Source organism: Fluoribacter dumoffii NY 23 (assembly GCF_000236165.1).
GTDB classification, from domain to species: Bacteria; Pseudomonadota; Gammaproteobacteria; order Legionellales; family Legionellaceae; genus Legionella; species Legionella dumoffii.
The window spans coordinates 77,733-95,113 of the sequence record NZ_CM001373.1 but is presented as its reverse complement, the minus strand read 5'-3'; the positions used below and the strand labels follow the sequence as shown (position 1 = coordinate 95,113).

Sequence of the window (17,381 nt, the reverse complement as noted above, 5' to 3'; positions counted from 1 at the left end):
CATGGGATTAAGCGGCATAAGCCCCCTTTCATTATTATTAATACTGGTCATTATTATTGCTCTTTTTGGAACTTCCAAATTAAAAACCATCGGTACGGATCTTGGCGAAGCTATTCGCAATTTCCGCAAAGCTTTAAATGAAGATCAAACAAATGAGCCTCCTGAAGAGAATAATAAATCATCATGAGTAGTGGCGAAATTCTGCTCATTTTGCTTGTTGCCCTCATTGTATTTGGACCCAATAAACTTCCGATGCTGGCCAGACACTTGGGGCTATTGATAAGAAGGCTGAATCAATTTAAAGCGCAAGCTACCGTACTTTGGCAACAGCAACTCAATGAATTGCAATTGCAGGAAAATCAACGCAAAGCGAAAGAAGCAGACGAACAATATAAAAAAGAACAACAATCATCCTGATTTTGGGCAGCCTCCACAATCTGCGAGACACTCCGCTTAAATTTTACTTAGCAATTGATTCGTTGTTGTTTAAATCCTGCCATATTTTCTCTGCTACAGGACCGCGAGCCGGCTTTTGCAAACGAATTGCCCCCATGGAAATCAAGCGTTTATCAAAATGGTTTCCTTGCAAATATTTTAAACGGCCATCGGCCAATTCCTGGGTAATCATATGTAAAGGAAGCCGCCCCCAGCCAAGGCCAGCCACGATAATATCTTTCTTGGCAATCACATCACTTACGGTCCATCGATGGCCATGCTCTACTACCCCAAAAGTAAAATCAGATTGGGAGGAATCTCGTAAAATGACCTGCATGCATTCTGCGAGGGTATCCAGATCATCTAATTGTTGCCTATACTGGTGGATAAATTCAGGAGACGCTACTGCGACCAAAAACTCGGAACGCAGAGGAATTACTTCCACTGCTTTGTTAGTAATTAAATTTTCACTAATAATCAAATCAGCCTGATTTTGCAATAATCGCTCACAAGCCCCCCCCAATGATTCGGATAAAAAATGAAATTGCGTATTGGGAAAGCTTAAAATCCAGTGCTTTAAAAGACTTTTCAAAGTAGATAAGGGAAAGAACACATCAATAGCTATAGTAATGTCACTTTCAGCTTCAGACTGCAGTTGCTCTGCAAACTGTCCAATATTTTTCCAGTGAGCAATCAAGGGCTGAGCCCGACGATACAGTTTTTCGCCTTCGGGGGTGAGAAAAGGTCGATAACAACTGCGATCAAACAATACCAAGTTAAGCTGTTCTTCCAATTTTTTTATTGATGAAGTAATTGCAGGTTGGCTTTTGAACAAAACCTGGGTTGCGGCATTAAATCCGCCACATTCAACTACTGAAACAAACACTCGTAAGGCATCAAAATCAACATCCATAAATTTATCTTATTAAGTTTATTAGAAATTAATATTATCAATTTATAAAGTTTTTGCCTAACCTGATTACTCCAATGATATGAAGGCAAACAATTTGGAGGCAGAGCAGCTAATGAATACCATTCACAAAACAACCACTAGTTTATTGAACATATTGTTCGCGCATCGCCGCATGAGTGAAGCATCTGAGAACAAATGCCCAGGAACTTCATGTCCTGAATGCAATCAGTTACCGTTGCAAAAAATTAAAGATGCGGTGCTTGAACAACGAATGCTTACTTTAATTCTCCCAGCCTTCCCGGCAAAATCCGCAAACAGGGAGAAAACCCTGTCCGCAAAGCCCGATCGTGGTGAAATTATAGGATTGGAAAATCTGAACCAGTTGTGTAAGGACATGCAACAAGTTTACCCTGTTGGAGTGAAATTGATTATCTGTTCTGATGGGCGGGTGTTTAATGATCTAGTGTTAGTAGATGATCAACATGTAGATGTGTATCAAAAGGGAATTAAAGACATCATTACCAATTTTGGTTTAACCCACTTATCTACTTTTTCATTGGATGATGTATATCACGGTCATCAGTACTCAAATATGCGTGAATTATTGATGCTCGAATTCGGCCAATCTTCTGGTGAATTAAAGCAAAGTATAATCAGGAGTGATAATGCCCGCTACCAGTTTAATGGAATTCACCGTTTTATCATTGAAGATCAATTGGCGTTAAAGCAAGGGCTGACCAAAAATAAAATTCGCCAGCAAGCCAAACAAACAGCTTATGAAGTCATTCGTCGCTCGAATGCATGGTCACGCCTGCTTAAGCAATCCTTCCCCCAGGCTATACGCTTGTCGATTCATCCCCAATCTTGCGGCTCCGAAAAAATAGGCATCCATTTTCTTCCCACCTCCAATCGTTGGAGCACGCCCTGGCATAGTGTTTTACTTAAAAATGCCCAAGGATGGCAATTAGTAAAAAGATTTGAGGCGGAGCAATTAGGTGCACGCCTGCACCATGATCATTATGTGCTGGAGACATGCTAATGAATAAACAAACCCAGTTTAAACCCTATCTCATCCAGTCAGAGACACAGCCTGAGCTGACTACACTTTCCCTAGAAAGACTCTTAAACCTGGTAACAGAACATAAGGTTGTTCTTTTAAGAGGTTTTAAAACCCTGGATCGTGGGCAGTTACTCGATTACTGCCAAAGCCAGGTGCAATTACTTTCCTGGGACTTTGGTCCCGTGATGGAAATGAAAGCAGATCAACAACCCAAAAACTATTTATTTACAGAAGGTGATGTCCCTTTACATTGGGATGGAGCTTTTCATCGTGAACCGCGGTTTTTGTTCTTCCATTGTTTAAAGGCACCCATTAAAGGGAGTGGAGGCGAAACCGTGTTTGTTAATACAGAAATGGCTTGGCAGGCAGCTGATGAAGAACTGAAACAGCAATGGAGCGACTATTCACTAAGATTCCAAACGGAAAAATTAGCTCATTATGGGGGATTAATTACGCGCAGTTTAATCAGCATTCATCCAGATACGCAAAAGGTGATCCTGCGATTTGCCGAACCAGTAGGTGAAGATTATTTAAATCCGGTGCAAGTTAAAATAATTGGCAAAAGTGAGGAAGAGTCTAACACCATTTTATCTACCATAAGCCATCATCTGCGCAAACCACAATATGTGTACCAACATGAATGGCAACAAGACGATTTTTTACTTGCGGATAATTTTTCCCTACTACATGGGCGTAACTCATTTCATCGCCACAGTCCAAGACACTTAAGAAGGATCCAAATATTATGAAACCTTATACCCTCATGCAGTTAAAGCAAACTACCACTCCTGAGCAATTCAGTGCTCATTTAAGGGAAATGGGCGAAATCTTCTGGTGGGAGCCGGGGAAATTTTTTGTGATTACGTCCTATCATCTCGCCAAGCAGATACTCACCAGCCCGGATTTCACTTGCGATCGTACGCCCTTTTTTATTTCGCGTATGCCTGAAATGAACTTATCTTTAATTGCAGATTTTTTCAAAGTAGTCAGCTTAATGATGGTGATGAGTGATGCGCCAGAACACACAGATCGGCGGCGGATTTGTTACCATGGGTTTAGTAACCAGTGCCTGGAGCAGTTGAAACCGCTAATTCAGCGAACTGTAGCAAAGTGTTTAACTGAATTAATTGAAAACAAGTCATTTGATTTTGTCAGTCAACTCGCTCAAATCATACCCTCCGTTACCCTTGCAGAGTTGTTTGCCATCCCTGATAACGAACGTCTTGATTTTTATCATTGGTCCAATAACATGACCCAATTTTTTGGTGGCTCAACCCGTTATCAAGATGAAGACGGCATCATGGTGAATCATAGCGCCCAACAACTTTATAATTATTTTTCCCATTTAATTGGCGAACGCCGGCATCAACCCGGGCAAGATTTCTTAAGTGTGCTCCTGGAACATCAAGCTCATTTTGGGCTAACGGACAATGAGATTATTTCTCAAGCAATTATGATGCTGGTTGCCGGACAAGTTACAACAACTGATCAGTTATGCAATAACTTATTTCTTTTACTCAATACGCCAGGTCTGTGGCAAGAAGTAAGAACTCGTCTTGATATGCTTGACGCTTATATTGAAGAATGTAATCGTCTTGACCCGGCCGTGACCTTTATTTTTCGAGTAACTAAAAATGATACCGTTTTGGGTGGACAACACATTGAAAAAGGCAAAGTTATTTTTATATCAACCCATGCCATTAACCGCGATCCACTTTATTTTAAACAGCCAGATAAAATAATCCTTGCTGAAAAACAAACCCAGCATTTTAGCTACGGCTATGGGAGTCATTTTTGCCTGGGTGCAAAATTGGCACGAATTGAAATGCACAGCATCTTTAAAACACTTGTGACACAATTTCCCTCTTTGTGCCTTGATGCAAGTAAGCCGCCACAAAGAAAACATCACAGTTTGTCTTTTTCAGGATTTGAGCATATGTATTTAAATACCCGCCAAGAAGGGAATCAGCACACTTAAGTGATAGCGTCTATTGATTTCAATTTTGTTTTAAGGGTAACTGGATGCCGTGAACCAGTCATGGCACGTAGGTGCCGGGATGAATTGTCAAAAGGCTTTTGGAGAGAAGAAGCCCGATGAGAGTTGAACTATATCTCCTCGCCAAAAAATTCCGTCAGCGGCAGGCATGCAGGGTTATCTATGAACCATCGAAAAATCTGACTCAAGATGCGATACTTAAGTGCATACTGCCGCAACTTGATAGCGGATGTGGCAATTCATCTCAACGCCTACATGCCGCGACTGGTTCGCGGCATCCATAAGAGCTCATCTCTTCCCATATCCTCATCGAGTAAAAAATACGTTTACCCAATAAAGCGTTTCCGAATCATTGCTAAATGCCCTGGCAATTTAGACTATGAGTCATTGCTTCTAATGGCATATGGACTACCCGTGTAATCAGCGCTACTTAAGTGCTATCATCTTTTTGATTCCAATTTGTTTTAAGGGTAACTGGATGCCACGAACCAGTCGCGTTATGTAGGTATTGGGATGAATGTCAAAGGGTTTCTGAACTGCTTAGTGATATCGACCATTTATCGCAATTTTTAAGATGGACTCGATGGCACGACCAGTCGCAACACCCAGGAAATGAATTGTCAAAAGGCTTCTCGATTTAGAAAGAAGCATGAAATTGAATCTATATCTTCTTGGTAAGAAAAAATCCGCCAGAAGGTAAAGGAGGGAACCGGGTATATATGAGCCATCAAAAGAATCCGACTCAAGATGCAGCACTTAAGTTCATAATCCTTACGGGTTTTGTTAGCCTTTTTGCCGATATGACGTATGAAGGATCGCGCAGTATTACTGGTCCCTATTTGGCATTATTAGGGGCCAATGCCGCCGCAGTGGGTTTTGTATCGGGCTTTGGGGAACTATTAGGTTATGTACTGCGTATGGTTTCAGGTTATCTTACTGATCGTACGCGCAAATACTGGACTATTACTATTTTAGGCTATACCTGTAATCTGTTGGCCGTTCCTTTATTAGCTATAGCTGATTATTGGTGGATTGCCGCGGCGCTAATTATTACCGAACGTATTGGTAAAGGGATTCGAACTCCCGCTCGCGATGCCATGCTTGCGCATGCAGGGCATCGACAAGGAATGGGATGGGCTTTCGGCCTGCATCAGGCTTTGGATCAGACTGGTGCCATGTTAGGCCCTTTAATTCTTGCTCTGGCACTTTATTTTAAAATGGGATATCAATCCTGTTTTGCCTTACTTTTAATTCCTGCACTATGTGCCTTAAGTACCTTATTGCTGGCTCGATGGCTCTATCCACGCCCCCAAGATTTGGAAGTGCACCACGATACGCTTGAAGTAACGGCCATGAGCATGAATACTGCCTTTTGGTTGTACTTATCAGGAGCAGCGCTGATAGCTGCAGGGTATGTCGATTTTCCTTTGATAGCCTACCACTTTCAGAAAACAGGCCTTTTATCCCCTCTTTGGATTCCCATTTCCTATGCACTGGCTAAAGGCTTTAATATTGGAAGTGCTCCGTTGCTTGGGTATCTTTATGATCGATATGGATTTATCATTTTGGTAATCATTTCTTTAATATCCTGTTTTTTTGCTCCTTTAGTCTTTTTTGGTAATTCCACTTTTGCATTGACAGGAGTTATTTTATGGAGTATTGGCGTATGCGCGCATGAATCGCTGATGCGAGCTATAGTTGCCGGTATGATACCTAAAGAAAAGCGAGGCTCGGCTTATGGAGTTTTTAATACAGGGTTTGGGATTTTTTGGTTTTTAGGCAGTGTTGTAATGGGTGTCCTCTACGATATTTCCATTTCAGCGCTCGTTATCTTCTCTATTGCGATTCAACTTCTTGCATTTCCTTTCTTGGGTTTAGTCATGCAAAAATTAAAAAAATAAAGCTTTATTTTTGTGCAGCTAATTTTTGCAAATGTTCACCAGATAATCGAAACTGCAACAAGTCTGTTCGCGGGTAAGCTCCTATAAACTCAAAGAATTCAATACCCTTTTTATTCCAGGTAACCGCATGCCCTTCCATCCGGCAACATTCTTTTTCAAGTGCCAGTTTGGCAAGGTTCGCCAATAATGCAGTCCCTAAGCCATAATTACGATAGAGTTCATCCACAAATAGATCTTCTATATAAAGAATAGGCGCCCCATCGGATGCTGAATAAGAGTAGAAAAACAATGCATAACCCGCGGGTTTTTTCTTGTACTCAGCCAATAAAACATAAAAGTACCGAGTTCGTCCAAAACCATGCGACTCAATTTTCTCCAAAGTCATATGGACTTCTTCTGGTTTTTTTCGCTGATGCTCAGCCAATTTTTTTATTAAACAGAGAATTTCTTCTTTATCTTTTTTTTTGGCAATTCGAAAAGTAAATTCCATTCCCATACTCCTTTACAACCCAAAATCTCAACCGAAGCGATTTACTGGTTGATGACAATAAGGGGCTTTATGATGTTTTATATAATAATCCTGATGGTATTCTTCTGCCGGCCAAAATGTTTGTGCTGAAAAAAGGCGGGTAGCAACTTGGTAGCCTCTTTTTTGCAGCATTTGCAGCAAGATTTCCGCTTCCGCGCGTTGCTCCTGATTGTAATAAAATACTGCACTTTGATATTGCTGACCAATATCAGGGCCTTGTCCGGATTTTTGTGTCGGATCATGAATTTCAAAAAAACGTTTTAACACATGGTGGTAATCTGTCTTGGCTTTATCAAAAATTACCCGCACTGCTTCATAGTGCCCTGTATTCCCCTGGCATACTTGCTCATAGCTGGGTTCTGCAGTAACCCCACCCGTATAGCCTACCTCTACACGGAGAACTCCGGAAATTTGTTTTAAAAAATGATCAACACCCCAGAAACATCCACCAGCCAGGATCGCTTCTTCAGTATCCAGCACCTGGTTGTCTGCTACAAAATCAATAGAAGCTGAATTAACACAATGGCGCAGATTTTTTTGTGTAAAATACTCTCCTGTAAAAACATGCCCCAAATGGGCCTCGCAGCGCGAGCAGAGTATTTCCATACGTCTGCCGTCGCGATCGGGGATCTGTTTCACGGCCTGGACAATATTATCATCGAAACTGGGCCAGCCACACCCGGAGCTGAATTGGCTTTCTCCGCGAAATAAGGCCAAACCACATCGTCGGCACAAATAGGTACCCGTTGTCATTACCAAATTGTACGAGCCTGTGTGAGGATATTCGGTGGCTTTGTCACAAATTACCCTTTTTGCCAAAGGAGTTAAGCTGGCAGTTTTATCCAGATAATTGTCCATAGTCGCTACCTTTGTTGTCCCTGGCAAATTTTATCTGCCAAATAACCTATAGCTCCTGCATAATAGATGGAATTATTATAATGCAAAATCATCTTGTAATTAGGGAAAGTGAGAAATGTTGGCCCGCCTAATGGCTGCACAATACTACCTTGCAGATTTTGATAAGGTAAGGGCTTGCCATCTTCTGTACGAACCCCAAGATCATTCCACTCACTCACCGGCTTCACAATAGTTTTCCCTTCCATCGCCATATCGAATTTAGGTGGCAATTTAACTTGTATTGCCCATGGCTCACCGGTTTGCCAGCCATTTTGCTTCATATAATTTGCAATTGAAGCGAATACGTCAGGTTTGCTTCTCCAAATGTCTTTTCGTCCATCACCATCATAATCCACTGCGTATTTCACCCAACTTGAGGGTAAAAACTGGGGTTGCCCTGAAGCTCCGGCCCACTCCCCTTTGAAATCCGACAGACTCACATGACCTTCATTCAAAATTCGCAAAGCAATAAATAATTCTTTACGGAAAAAATCCTTACGATTAGAGTCATAAGCAAGGGTGGCCAAAGCTTTAACTACTGGAAAATTCCCCATATAAGTCCCATAGCTTGTCTCCATTCCCCAGAAGGAAACTATAAAACAGGGATTTACCCCATATTGTTTGGCAACAGCTTCCAATACCGACTGGTTCTTTTTAAATTCCTTGCGTCCTATTGCAATTCTGTAGCCATCTACACGCGTATTGCGGTACTTAATAAAGGTTAGCCGATGTTCAGGTTGAGATCGCAAAAGTCCTTTAATTTGATGGCTTGGCTCATGGATTCCTGCAAAGGCCTCATCAAAAACTTCTGGTGAAATTCCTTGCTGTAGTGCTTCCGCCCTAATTCCTGCAACCCACTCGTTCCACTTTTGGTGTGCAAAGGCAGTTTGATGTATCAGAACGTATGCGATAATCGCAAGTCCCCATTTTTTCATAGCCCATCCCCCTGATTTTCGGTTATCTGACTGCCATCTTAATATTTAAGATAGACCATTTAGTATAATATAAGTAGCCTGGAAATGCGGTGGCTTTTATAGCAGCAGCAAGAAGTTGTGCTAGGAACAAGCCCCGCGATATACCACAAGGCCGGTCTTCAAGAGACCGGCACTGCATCCAAACAATGAAAAGAATTATACCCTGAGTATTACAGCGCTTCCATAAATGCTGTTAAGTCGGCTTTTTCATTTTGCGTTAATTGTAATTGCAATACCAAGTTAAAGAACTCAACTGTATCTGCCAAAGTTAACAGACGGCCGTCATGTAAGTACGGTGGAGAATCTTTGATTCCTCTTAAAGGGAAAGTTTTTATCGGCCCATCTCCAACTGCTTTCATCCCATTTATCATCTTGGGCTGATAGAATCTTTCTGTCTGCAAATTATGCATGCTATTGTCAGTATAGTAAGGCGGGGTATGACAACCGGAACACTTTGCCTTACCAAAGAATAATTCTTGTCCACGCAATTCTGCAGGGCTGGCTTTGGCTGGATCCAGTTTGCCTTCCCAAGTCAATTTAGGTGCTGGAGGAAAATCAAGGATTTCCTGGAATTCAGCCATGAAATGAACTTGACTCCCCCGTTCCAGGATATTGACTCCTTTTTTAGTCGCAATCACCGGATCGCCGTCAAAATAGGCGGCTCGTTGTTCAAACTCAGTAAAATCCTCTATGGTTTTTAATGCCCGTTGCGAACCGAACAATCTTTGGATATTTACACCTCGTAACGTGGGAGTATTGATGCGATGACGAAATTCTTGGGGTCTTATATCACCGACCAAATGGGTAGCCTTATTCGTATGACCGTTTGTATGGCAATCAAAACATGCCACACCACGGCTTGGTTTGACTGTGCGACGATCTTCAGTCTGGTTAAATTGTTGTTGGGGAAAGGGCGTGACTAATAAACGCAAACCCTCGATTTGTTTCGGATTTAGGATGCCATTAAATAATTCATAGTAATTTTCAATAGTTACCACTTTACCTTGTGAGACATCTCCAAGATCAGGCCTGGTCGTCAAATAAATAGGAGCAGGGTAAGGAGGTAAAAAATGATCTGGAATATCAAAATCCAGATCAAAACGGGTCAAATCCCTGTCTTCCTGTTTTTTAATTTCATCAATAACGAATTTCGGGAATAACATGCCCCCTTCTGGATGATTTGGATGAGGAAGTGGTAAGAAGCCTTGGGGAAACAAGTCTTTTTTCTTAATATCTTCAGGACTCATGTTAGCCAGCTGCTCCCAGGTAACTCCCTCCGGGAGCTTCACTCGGACTCCCTCCTGGATGGGCTTCCCATTGGTCATCGTCACAGCCTTGGAAGGCTTATTGCTCAAGTCATAGCGCTGCTTTAACAATTGTTGTTGCCGTTCGTTAATCGCCTCTTTTGCACTACTCATGCGCTGCAAAATACTGGCAAACGTTTCATGAATCACGACAGGCAAATAACTTGAAGGAACTGAATTATTCGATGGAGCAGTTTGTGGCGGGGCAGAATCAGCAACAGAAAGGGAACAAGGGAAAAATACCTGCGCCAAGACCAGCACACCCCCAAATTTTTTTAACATATTTAAAATCCATTTAATAATAAAGGAATTTCATCATAAGGCAGTTACAATTTCCATGCAATAGCGGGTAATTTGAACTGATAGAGTAGACCTTTCGCAACCTGATGTAAGGGTTTACTTATTCACTACGCAAAGAAACTACAGGTTCTAGTTTAGCTGCGCGACGCGCAGGATAAAACCCAAAGAAAATTCCGGTTGCCGCCGAGACTAAAAATCCTGCTACAGGGGGGAGCAAATAAACTGAAAAATTCCAATCACTAAAATAGGCCAAAATACGGGTAAAAATTAATCCTAAAATTACCCCCAGAATACCACCCAATAAAGAAAGCATGACTGATTCGACGAGAAATAAAGCCTGGATTTCCCTATTTTTGGCGCCTACCGCCTTCCGAATACCAATTTCCTTTTTCCGCTCACTTACAGAAACCAGCATGACGTTCATTACCCCAATTCCACCCACCAGCAGGGAAATGCCGCCAATTACACCAAGCAATAAAGTAAATATTTGTCCCTGATTTTCCATGCTCGCAATAATTTGTTTTGCACTGCGGGAAAAAACACTGAGTTTGGGAGCCACCGAACCAATAATTTGTTTTATTTCTTCAATAACTTCATCTATGGGACTGTCCGGTTTTAACTCTATAACTACATTGTTTATTTTGGCATCTTTACTGATGAGATTAATACCCGCCAAAGGAATAATGGCGGCTTGATTAATATCTTCATTGAAAAAACCGTTTTCTTTCCAGGGCTCCGCAACACCGATTATCGTATATAACGACTGGCCGATACGCAGTTGTTTGCCTATAGGATCATCAAAACTGATCTCTTGTATTTGCCGGGCCAATCCGGCACCAATAACGCAATAATGTTCATAAGATTCAACAAAAGATACAAAATGGCCGGCTGCGAGTTTGATATGAACAATTTTCGCCAAATGCTCATCCGCACCGATGACTGCCCCTTGCATTTGTTTTCCTTGAAAACTCAACGGCTGATAAGCAGTACTATAAGGCGCCATATCGAGAATATAAGGAATTCGTTCCGGTAATTGCTCCCATTGGTTTACTGAAATGTAATCCATACTTCCGGAGGATTTATCAGCTGTTTTTGGAAAAACAGCAATCGCCAATAAATCAGTGCCTAACGCCTTGAATTGCGCCAGTGCTTTTTCGGTGGCCAGCTGACCGCAACTGATCAAGGCCACGACAGCGGCCGTGCCAACCAGAATCCCTAATACAGCTAAAAAAGAACGTAATTTGGCGGCAGTCAGGTTAACCAGAGCCTGCTGACAATGTCCGGCGAACTTCATGGTGCACTCTCCGCCATGACAAAACCGTCTACAAGGGTGATTTTTCGCTGACATAACGCAGCAATTTGCTCATCGTGAGTAATCATAATGATACTCCGTCCCTGCGCATGTAAACTTAAAAATAAATTCATCACTTCATTGCCGGTACGTGAATCAAGGGCGCCTGTAGGCTCATCGGCCAGAATCACTTGCGGCTCCGTGACTAAAGCACGTGCAATTGCAACCCGTTGTTGTTGTCCGCCTGATAACTGGGTGGGTCGATGTTGGGCATACTGATGCATCCCCACACGTTCAAGAGCAATAAGTACCCTTTCCTTAATTTCAGCTGCTGCAACACCTCGATAAATCAAGGGTAATGCCACATTTTGCATGGCAGTAAACCTGGGTAATAAATTGAATTGCTGAAAAACAAAACCAATATTTTGATTTCGCAACTCAGCCAATTCATCATCGGTCAACGCAGCAACGTTACGGTTTTTAAGTAAATAAGTTCCAGAGTCTGCTTTATCCAAAAGCCCTATAATATTCATCAAAGTCGATTTGCCTGAACCAGAAGCGCCCACGATAGCCAATAAATCCCCCTCATATACTGTAAGCGAGACTTCTTTCAAAATCGTGGTGCTAATCCCTTCAAGATGATAACTCTTAACAAGATTGGAAATTTGCATCAAAGGAATCTTGTTCTGCGGAATGTGCTCCCGCGGTTGTAAAACAGGATTTAAATATTTTTCAAGAACGCCTGCTCCCCGCTCCTCCTTTTGGGTCGAGGCATTTTTTGTATCCGAATCTATCACCCAATCATTCATAAACCACCACATCACCAACCTTTAAGCCGGTCTCAACAACTACCGAATCCGCTTGTGCAGCGCCTGTAGTAATCATACGTTTTTCAACAACACCAGGGCTGGTTTGCACGCGCACCACGCTTTGGCCTTTTTCCCGTTTTATGGCAGCAATAGGCACAAGCAGCTGCTTGCCATTATCAACAGTTAATTCGATGGAGGCACTCATACCCACTTTAATCCATTTTTGTTGTTCAGGAGTCAAATTCCTGACCTCAATGACGGCAGTAAAAAAGGGCAACCCGTTGTTCATTGAGGCTTGGGCATTTACGGTGACCAATTCTCCTTTTAATTGATATTTACCAAAGGCAACCCCGCTTACGGTGGCATTCATGCCTGTTTGGATTTGGGTAATATCAATTTCGGGGACATCAATCTCAATTCGAATTCCGGATAAATCACCTATCAAGCCAATAACTTGACCTGATTTGACCGTAGATCCTACGGTAACCCGCGCACTTTTATCCTCGCCAGCTTTAGGCGGATACAAAAGTATTCCCTCACCTGGGGATTTTAAACGAATTACATTGTGTTTTGCTGCCAGAATATTTTTTATCTTATCGAAATCAGCCAAACTTAAAGTAGATAAATTCCTGGGAGTGTTTTCATCCAATTTTTCCAGCATTTCTGTCAGCTTGCGTGTGGATTGCATTAATGTAACCCTGCCGGTATTTACATTTGATTTTTCACTCATGTAATTATTTTTAGATAACAATCCCGAGTCCCATAAATCCTGGGTACCCACAAATTTAGCTTTTGCAATGGTATAGCTGTCTTTCGCCTTTAAATATTCGGTTAAGGTCTCATTAAATTGTCTTTGTAACTCCGTGGAGTTAAGCGTTAAAATCATATCGCCTTTTTTAACAAGCTGCCCGTAATGGAAATTCATGGTTTCTACTACAGCTTCAATCGGGCTGGTAATGGTATGTTCATGCAAAGGCTGAACTGTACCGGTAAAATGCAACGTTTTATGCAGGGTTTTCTCTTCGACTTTATAATGGTGTAAAGCGACCTTTTTTTGCTTTTCATGATGGCCGCATGAGAACAAAAGGAAACCGCTCAATAATAAAATGACCCATTTTGATTTTTTAAAATAACTATTCATCCACCATACCTTAATTTTATTTGCCAATGCTCCAGTGTGGTCCCCAAAATTCTTTGCAGATTGGATATCTGGTTTAAATAGGCAATTTTTGCATTGATTAACCCAGATTGCGCCTGGATCAGCTGATTTTGCGTATTGTTTACATCCAAGGCACTCGATATTCCTGCCTGTTGCTTTTTCTTTTCCAAAGCATAGGATTGCTCTGCCAGCTTCACTTGTTTGAGTGCTAATTGATAACGTTTTGCCAAACTTTTTATATTATTGATGGTGTTGGTGATATTGGTGATTAAAGCGCGTTTTGTAGCAAGCAAGTTTAGGCGATCTTTTTCCAGACGAACTTTGGCGTTAATTAACTGGCTGCGCCGGCTGATATCATGAAAAGGCACGGTCAGTGTCAACCGGGCTGCCTCAGTAACATTATTTCCGTTGTAAATGCCTTTAAAACCCCCGTTAATTCCACTTACATCATTCACCACCCCACTTTGTACATTACCTGACACATCCAATTGCCAGAGCTGTTGATTTTTAGCAACTTTGTAGGCTCGCTCATCGACGCGCAAAGTCATCTTTTGGGCCAAATAAACCGTATTATGCTGCAAAGCCAATGCAATAGCCTGCTGCAAATTGGGAACTGTAAGCTTATCTAAAACAACATCGCTAGGCACAGAAATATGCATTTCGGGATCAAGACCAATTGTCTGCAAGAGATCTTGCGATGCCGTCTGAAAATCATTTTCTGCCTGCTCTACCATAAGACTCAAAGATTCAATTTGATAGGATTGTTGAATGTTGCCCGTAGGTTCCAATTGCCCTGCTTTTATTTTTTTTTCATTAATTTCATAAGATTTTTTGGCTTCTTTTAACTGTAAACGCTGATTCTGTAAGTTATTCCCACTTAAAATGAGCATACGATAAGCGACAATCACCTGGGTGATTTGATCAGCAACTGACTGCTGCAGATTTAATTTATTTAACCATTCATTATCTTTGGCATCTAAAAGAGCGGCCTCGTTTACTGCTTTTCCAAAACCTCGCAATAAAGGCTGGGTTAAGGAAAAGTTCAATACCGGGTTGTAATTGTTGTTTTCATTGACATTATTGTTAATGGATAAATTCGCTTCAGTGCCCAGTTTTGTTTTCAAATTAAATTCAGGACTGGCCAGCAGCGTGTGTGTTGTATCACTACCCACACCATTAAAGGTGCTTTTTTGGATCACTCCGGAAGCACCTAAAGCATATTGTAGTTCAAACTGATTGTGTGCCAGACGCAATTGGTATCGTTGGACAATGCGGTCCAATTCGGCATTTTGAATATTGGGGTTATAACGTAAGGCCAGTAAAATCGCATCTCTTAAACCCAAATGATGCACGGCTTTAGTGCGGGCTGCTGGGGAGGTAGGCAGCTCTATCCAGTTATGCAGCATAAATTCAGGATTCTCTATAGCTTTTTGCAGCCGCTCTTCCGCTTGCTTTACTTGTGCTTCATCAGGATTTGGCAAGGACCAACCCTTAATCCCAAATAAAAAGATTAAGAAAAAAAGAGTTGTTCTAACGAGCTTGGGTCGGAAAAAATACCCAGGCATACATGAGGAAAATGTGGCCTGCATTTTATTTATTAACATCATTTCTTATTCCAGACTGCAAATCGTTGCATATCCTGCAAACGCAGTGCCGTGAGTTGACCGCCCCAAAGACATCCCGTATCGATTGCATGAATTTTGGGATGGGGACACTTTCCCATTAAGGCAGCCCAATGACCAAAAACAATATCTATATCAATTTCTTTCCGGCACGGTACTTCATACCAGGGATAAAGATGGGCGGGAGCCTGGGCGACAGTTTCCTTAAAATCAAGCTCGAGCCGTCCTTGTGCATCACAAAACCGCATGCGCGTATAGTAATTGGTAATTACCCGCAATCTGTCATTACCCCTTAAATCATCGGACCATATATCAGGCTTGTTACCATACATGCAGGATAAAAAATCACGATAATGTTCCCCGGCAAGGACTTCCTCCAGTTCCCTGGCATGCTGCATCGCCTGCGGCAGGTCCCACAAAGGACTAATTCCTGCATGACACATCACGACCTGCAGCTCTGGGGAATAATACAAAATGGATTGTTTTCTTAACCAGTGGCCTAAAGCTTCCCCATCAGCGGCGCGCATCACTTCCTGCAAAGTGTCATCATGTCCTCTCCATGGCCTGCCGCCGAAAAGTGACGCTAACAAGTGTAAGTCATGATTACCCAGAGTAACGCGGGGGATAACGGGTAAGGAACTGACAAAGCGTAAAACAGCCAGAGATTCGGGCCCCCTGTTTACCAAGTCACCAACAAACCACAGACGATCTCTTTTTTCATTAAAATCGATCAGTTCCAATAACCGTTGCAGAGGTTCATAGCAACCTTGCACGTCACCAATTGCATAATCAGGCACCTTTTTTTGCTCCTGGCCTAAGTGCATTTTCTTCATTTTCAGGGGTTTGCCATGTCCCTTTCGCATCCAATTTTTGTAACGAGCGAATCAATCTGCTATTTTGTTGCTGGGTAAACTGGCTGCTAAATTGAGCTTTATGGATCAATTCGGTTGCTGACATAGACTCTACTTTTCCGCTAGCCATATCCATTACCTTCACTGATTCTGGTAACGCCAGGGCATACTTCGCAAACACTACTCCAGTTTCCATTTGATTTTTGGTTTCAAAACGGCTAATTACCCCGCCATCAGCTGCACGATGATGCAAACCTAAGGCTAAAAATCCATTTTGAGCCGCCTGCCAATTTTTATATTCAGGGTGTTCACGTACGAATAATTGAAACATTTCCGCACACATCAGCATGCCACCTGGCACCATAAACAAAGGTGCTTTATTAATCATGATTCGGCCTTCATCTAATGCCTTAATCATCCACTGGATAAACTCCATGCCTACTGCCTGCTCTTTCTCCAACAGGCTTTCGGGTTGACCGCCAGAAAAGGTGCCTGCACGATAACGTCCCCCACCATAAATTGCCGCCGTACCTTTCGCCATGAATTCAAGTAAATAACGCTGGATAGCGATGGCTTCCGCGCGAATTAATATCGCCCCTAATGTCCCGGCAGAACCTTCATCTTCATTTAATAAAGCAAGCCACACTGCAAGAACTTCGGGGTTAGAAGCTATCCATGCGAATCCGCTTGCTGGCATAAGTGTCCTTGCCAACAATAAATTGAGGCGACGTCGAAACTCAATTTCGGGTTCCTTATCGAATTCATAAAAGTAATAATGCCCGGTGCTGGTCAAGCTTTCCAGCAAGGGATTCCATTCTTTTAGGAATTGGCCATTGGCATCATACAAACTTACTCGATAATCAACGAATAACTTGCCTATCCCTTGGAGAATTGCTGCGGAAAAAAGGGCATATTGCCAAAGCTTTTGCTCTTCAGATAATGATTCCGGCTGTTCCTGTACCATAAACTCCTGAAAAAGGCTCAATGCTGCTTCGGTACGGTTCAGTGCGTGATCTACCAGTCCGCCTTGCTGTGAATAATAACTGTTGGCTGTTTCAGGTAAATTTTGACAATACTGCACTAAATTGGCGATAAGAATACCGCATAAGCTGTCATATCGAGCGGTTTCCAAACCAGACAACATTCGCATCCTTTTTAATAAGGTCTGCCGCTTCTCATCTGACAAAATAAGATCGGCATTAACGATGCGTGTTAACTCTTTTAAGGATTTACCCTGGGAAGACAAGGTACCTTTGCGTGGACGTTGACGGTGAAACAAGGCCATCTCCATAATGATTTAATAACTCCAAATTTGAAAAAACAGGTCCATGATGATTAAT

The 17,381-nt window shown here is 42.1% G+C and carries 17 protein-coding genes; 6 read left to right on the top strand and 11 right to left on the bottom strand.

Features of this window, described 5'->3' with window-relative positions; genetic code table 11:
* Nucleotide 1: 1 nt before the first annotated feature.
* Together tatA and KYQ_RS00450 are read left to right on the top strand one after the other, a co-directional pair.
* Nucleotides 2-187: a twin-arginine translocase TatA/TatE family subunit gene (gene tatA, locus KYQ_RS00455; protein WP_010652251.1), complete on the top strand. Its 186-nt coding sequence runs from the start codon at nucleotides 2-4 to the stop codon at nucleotides 185-187.
* Entirely contained in the window at nucleotides 184-417 is a 234-nt protein-coding gene (locus KYQ_RS00450; protein WP_010652249.1) for a twin-arginine translocase TatA/TatE family subunit, read from the top strand. The genes tatA and KYQ_RS00450 overlap by 4 nt, the downstream gene beginning before the upstream one ends.
* Before the next feature lie 43 nt (nucleotides 418-460).
* On the opposite strand, the gene KYQ_RS00445 is transcribed toward KYQ_RS00450, so the two are convergent.
* The gene (locus KYQ_RS00445; protein WP_010652247.1) at nucleotides 461-1,348 is read right to left on the bottom strand and encodes a LysR family transcriptional regulator; all 888 of its coding nucleotides are present in this window, start codon (nucleotides 1,346-1,348) and stop codon (nucleotides 461-463) included.
* Nucleotides 1,349-1,460: 112 nt separating this feature from the next.
* Here KYQ_RS00445 and KYQ_RS00440 point away from each other — a divergent pair, with 112 nt between their 5' ends.
* The 4 genes from KYQ_RS00440 to KYQ_RS00425 all read left to right on the top strand — a co-directional run bounded on the left by KYQ_RS00440 (nucleotide 1,461) and on the right by KYQ_RS00425 (nucleotide 6,305).
* On the top strand, nucleotides 1,461-2,387 hold the full coding sequence (locus KYQ_RS00440) for an isocyanide synthase family protein (protein WP_010652244.1): 927 nt from the start codon (nucleotides 1,461-1,463) through the stop codon (nucleotides 2,385-2,387).
* Nucleotides 2,387-3,157 (top strand): TauD/TfdA dioxygenase family protein, encoded by a 771-nt coding sequence (locus tag KYQ_RS00435; RefSeq protein ID WP_010652242.1) that lies wholly within the window; start codon nucleotides 2,387-2,389, stop codon nucleotides 3,155-3,157. Before KYQ_RS00440 ends, KYQ_RS00435 begins: the two co-directional genes overlap by 1 nt.
* On the top strand, nucleotides 3,154-4,386 hold the full coding sequence (locus KYQ_RS00430; RefSeq protein ID WP_010652240.1) for a cytochrome P450: 1,233 nt from the start codon (nucleotides 3,154-3,156) through the stop codon (nucleotides 4,384-4,386). Before KYQ_RS00435 ends, KYQ_RS00430 begins: the two co-directional genes overlap by 4 nt.
* Nucleotides 4,387-5,123: 737 nt before the next feature.
* Entirely contained in the window at nucleotides 5,124-6,305 is a 1,182-nt protein-coding gene (locus KYQ_RS00425; protein WP_010652238.1) for an MFS transporter, read from the top strand.
* A gap of 4 nt (nucleotides 6,306-6,309) precedes the next feature.
* On the opposite strand, the gene KYQ_RS00420 is transcribed toward KYQ_RS00425, so the two are convergent.
* The 10 genes from KYQ_RS00420 to KYQ_RS00375 form a co-directional block, all read right to left on the bottom strand.
* Nucleotides 6,310-6,795, bottom strand: a complete 486-nt coding sequence (locus KYQ_RS00420) for a GNAT family N-acetyltransferase (protein ID WP_010652236.1) — start codon at nucleotides 6,793-6,795, stop codon at nucleotides 6,310-6,312.
* A gap of 27 nt (nucleotides 6,796-6,822) precedes the next feature.
* A complete protein-coding gene (locus tag KYQ_RS00415) occupies nucleotides 6,823-7,692 on the bottom strand; it encodes a bifunctional methionine sulfoxide reductase B/A protein (protein ID WP_010652235.1) in 870 nt (289 codons plus the stop codon).
* A 5-nt stretch (nucleotides 7,693-7,697) separates the two neighbouring features.
* Nucleotides 7,698-8,666: a lytic murein transglycosylase gene (locus KYQ_RS00410; RefSeq protein WP_010652233.1), complete on the bottom strand. Its 969-nt coding sequence runs from the start codon at nucleotides 8,664-8,666 to the stop codon at nucleotides 7,698-7,700.
* A 209-nt stretch (nucleotides 8,667-8,875) separates the two neighbouring features.
* A complete protein-coding gene (locus KYQ_RS00405; RefSeq protein WP_010652232.1) occupies nucleotides 8,876-10,291 on the bottom strand; it encodes a cytochrome b6 in 1,416 nt (471 codons plus the stop codon).
* Nucleotides 10,292-10,409: 118 nt separating this feature from the next.
* Nucleotides 10,410-11,603 carry an ABC transporter permease gene (locus tag KYQ_RS00400; RefSeq protein ID WP_010652231.1) on the bottom strand — a complete coding sequence of 398 codons (1,194 nt, stop codon included), beginning with the start codon at nucleotides 11,601-11,603 and terminating at the stop codon, nucleotides 10,410-10,412.
* Nucleotides 11,600-12,271, bottom strand: coding sequence for an ABC transporter ATP-binding protein (locus tag KYQ_RS00395; RefSeq protein WP_029488940.1), 672 nt, complete (start codon nucleotides 12,269-12,271; stop codon nucleotides 11,600-11,602). Before KYQ_RS00395 ends, KYQ_RS00400 begins: the two co-directional genes overlap by 4 nt.
* A 130-nt stretch (nucleotides 12,272-12,401) precedes the next feature.
* Entirely contained in the window at nucleotides 12,402-13,550 is a 1,149-nt protein-coding gene (locus KYQ_RS00390) for an efflux RND transporter periplasmic adaptor subunit (RefSeq protein ID WP_010652229.1), read from the bottom strand.
* Nucleotides 13,547-15,175 (bottom strand): TolC family protein, encoded by a 1,629-nt coding sequence (locus tag KYQ_RS00385; RefSeq protein WP_010652228.1) that lies wholly within the window; start codon nucleotides 15,173-15,175, stop codon nucleotides 13,547-13,549. Before KYQ_RS00385 ends, KYQ_RS00390 begins: the two co-directional genes overlap by 4 nt.
* Nucleotides 15,172-15,987 (bottom strand): symmetrical bis(5'-nucleosyl)-tetraphosphatase, encoded by an 816-nt coding sequence (locus KYQ_RS00380; RefSeq protein ID WP_010652227.1) that lies wholly within the window; start codon nucleotides 15,985-15,987, stop codon nucleotides 15,172-15,174. The genes KYQ_RS00385 and KYQ_RS00380 overlap by 4 nt, the downstream gene beginning before the upstream one ends.
* Nucleotides 15,980-17,332 carry a conjugal transfer nickase/helicase domain-containing protein gene (locus KYQ_RS00375; RefSeq protein ID WP_010652225.1) on the bottom strand — a complete coding sequence of 451 codons (1,353 nt, stop codon included), beginning with the start codon at nucleotides 17,330-17,332 and terminating at the stop codon, nucleotides 15,980-15,982. Before KYQ_RS00375 ends, KYQ_RS00380 begins: the two co-directional genes overlap by 8 nt.
* Nucleotides 17,333-17,381: the final 49 nt, after the last annotated feature.

What these genes read in the sequence shown, in the direction of transcription:
- tatA (WP_010652251.1), top strand. Translation starts at nt 2, where the DNA reads ATGGGATTAAGCGGCATAAGCCCCCTTTCATTATTATTAATACTGGTC.
- KYQ_RS00450 (WP_010652249.1), top strand. Translation starts at nt 184, where the DNA reads ATGAGTAGTGGCGAAATTCTGCTCATTTTGCTTGTTGCCCTCATTGTA.
- KYQ_RS00445 (WP_010652247.1), bottom strand. Translation starts at nt 1,348, where the DNA reads ATGGATGTTGATTTTGATGCCTTACGAGTGTTTGTTTCAGTAGTTGAA.
- KYQ_RS00440 (WP_010652244.1), top strand. Translation starts at nt 1,461, where the DNA reads ATGAATACCATTCACAAAACAACCACTAGTTTATTGAACATATTGTTC.
- KYQ_RS00435 (WP_010652242.1), top strand. Translation starts at nt 2,387, where the DNA reads ATGAATAAACAAACCCAGTTTAAACCCTATCTCATCCAGTCAGAGACA.
- KYQ_RS00430 (WP_010652240.1), top strand. Translation starts at nt 3,154, where the DNA reads ATGAAACCTTATACCCTCATGCAGTTAAAGCAAACTACCACTCCTGAG.
- KYQ_RS00425 (WP_010652238.1), top strand. Translation starts at nt 5,124, where the DNA reads ATGAGCCATCAAAAGAATCCGACTCAAGATGCAGCACTTAAGTTCATA.
- KYQ_RS00420 (WP_010652236.1), bottom strand. Translation starts at nt 6,795, where the DNA reads ATGGAATTTACTTTTCGAATTGCCAAAAAAAAAGATAAAGAAGAAATT.
- KYQ_RS00415 (WP_010652235.1), bottom strand. Translation starts at nt 7,692, where the DNA reads ATGGACAATTATCTGGATAAAACTGCCAGCTTAACTCCTTTGGCAAAA.
- KYQ_RS00410 (WP_010652233.1), bottom strand. Translation starts at nt 8,666, where the DNA reads ATGAAAAAATGGGGACTTGCGATTATCGCATACGTTCTGATACATCAA.
- KYQ_RS00405 (WP_010652232.1), bottom strand. Translation starts at nt 10,291, where the DNA reads ATGTTAAAAAAATTTGGGGGTGTGCTGGTCTTGGCGCAGGTATTTTTC.
- KYQ_RS00400 (WP_010652231.1), bottom strand. Translation starts at nt 11,603, where the DNA reads ATGAAGTTCGCCGGACATTGTCAGCAGGCTCTGGTTAACCTGACTGCC.
- KYQ_RS00395 (WP_029488940.1), bottom strand. Translation starts at nt 12,271, where the DNA reads ATGCAAATTTCCAATCTTGTTAAGAGTTATCATCTTGAAGGGATTAGC.
- KYQ_RS00390 (WP_010652229.1), bottom strand. Translation starts at nt 13,550, where the DNA reads ATGAATAGTTATTTTAAAAAATCAAAATGGGTCATTTTATTATTGAGC.
- KYQ_RS00385 (WP_010652228.1), bottom strand. Translation starts at nt 15,175, where the DNA reads ATGATGTTAATAAATAAAATGCAGGCCACATTTTCCTCATGTATGCCT.
- KYQ_RS00375 (WP_010652225.1), bottom strand. Translation starts at nt 17,332, where the DNA reads ATGGAGATGGCCTTGTTTCACCGTCAACGTCCACGCAAAGGTACCTTG.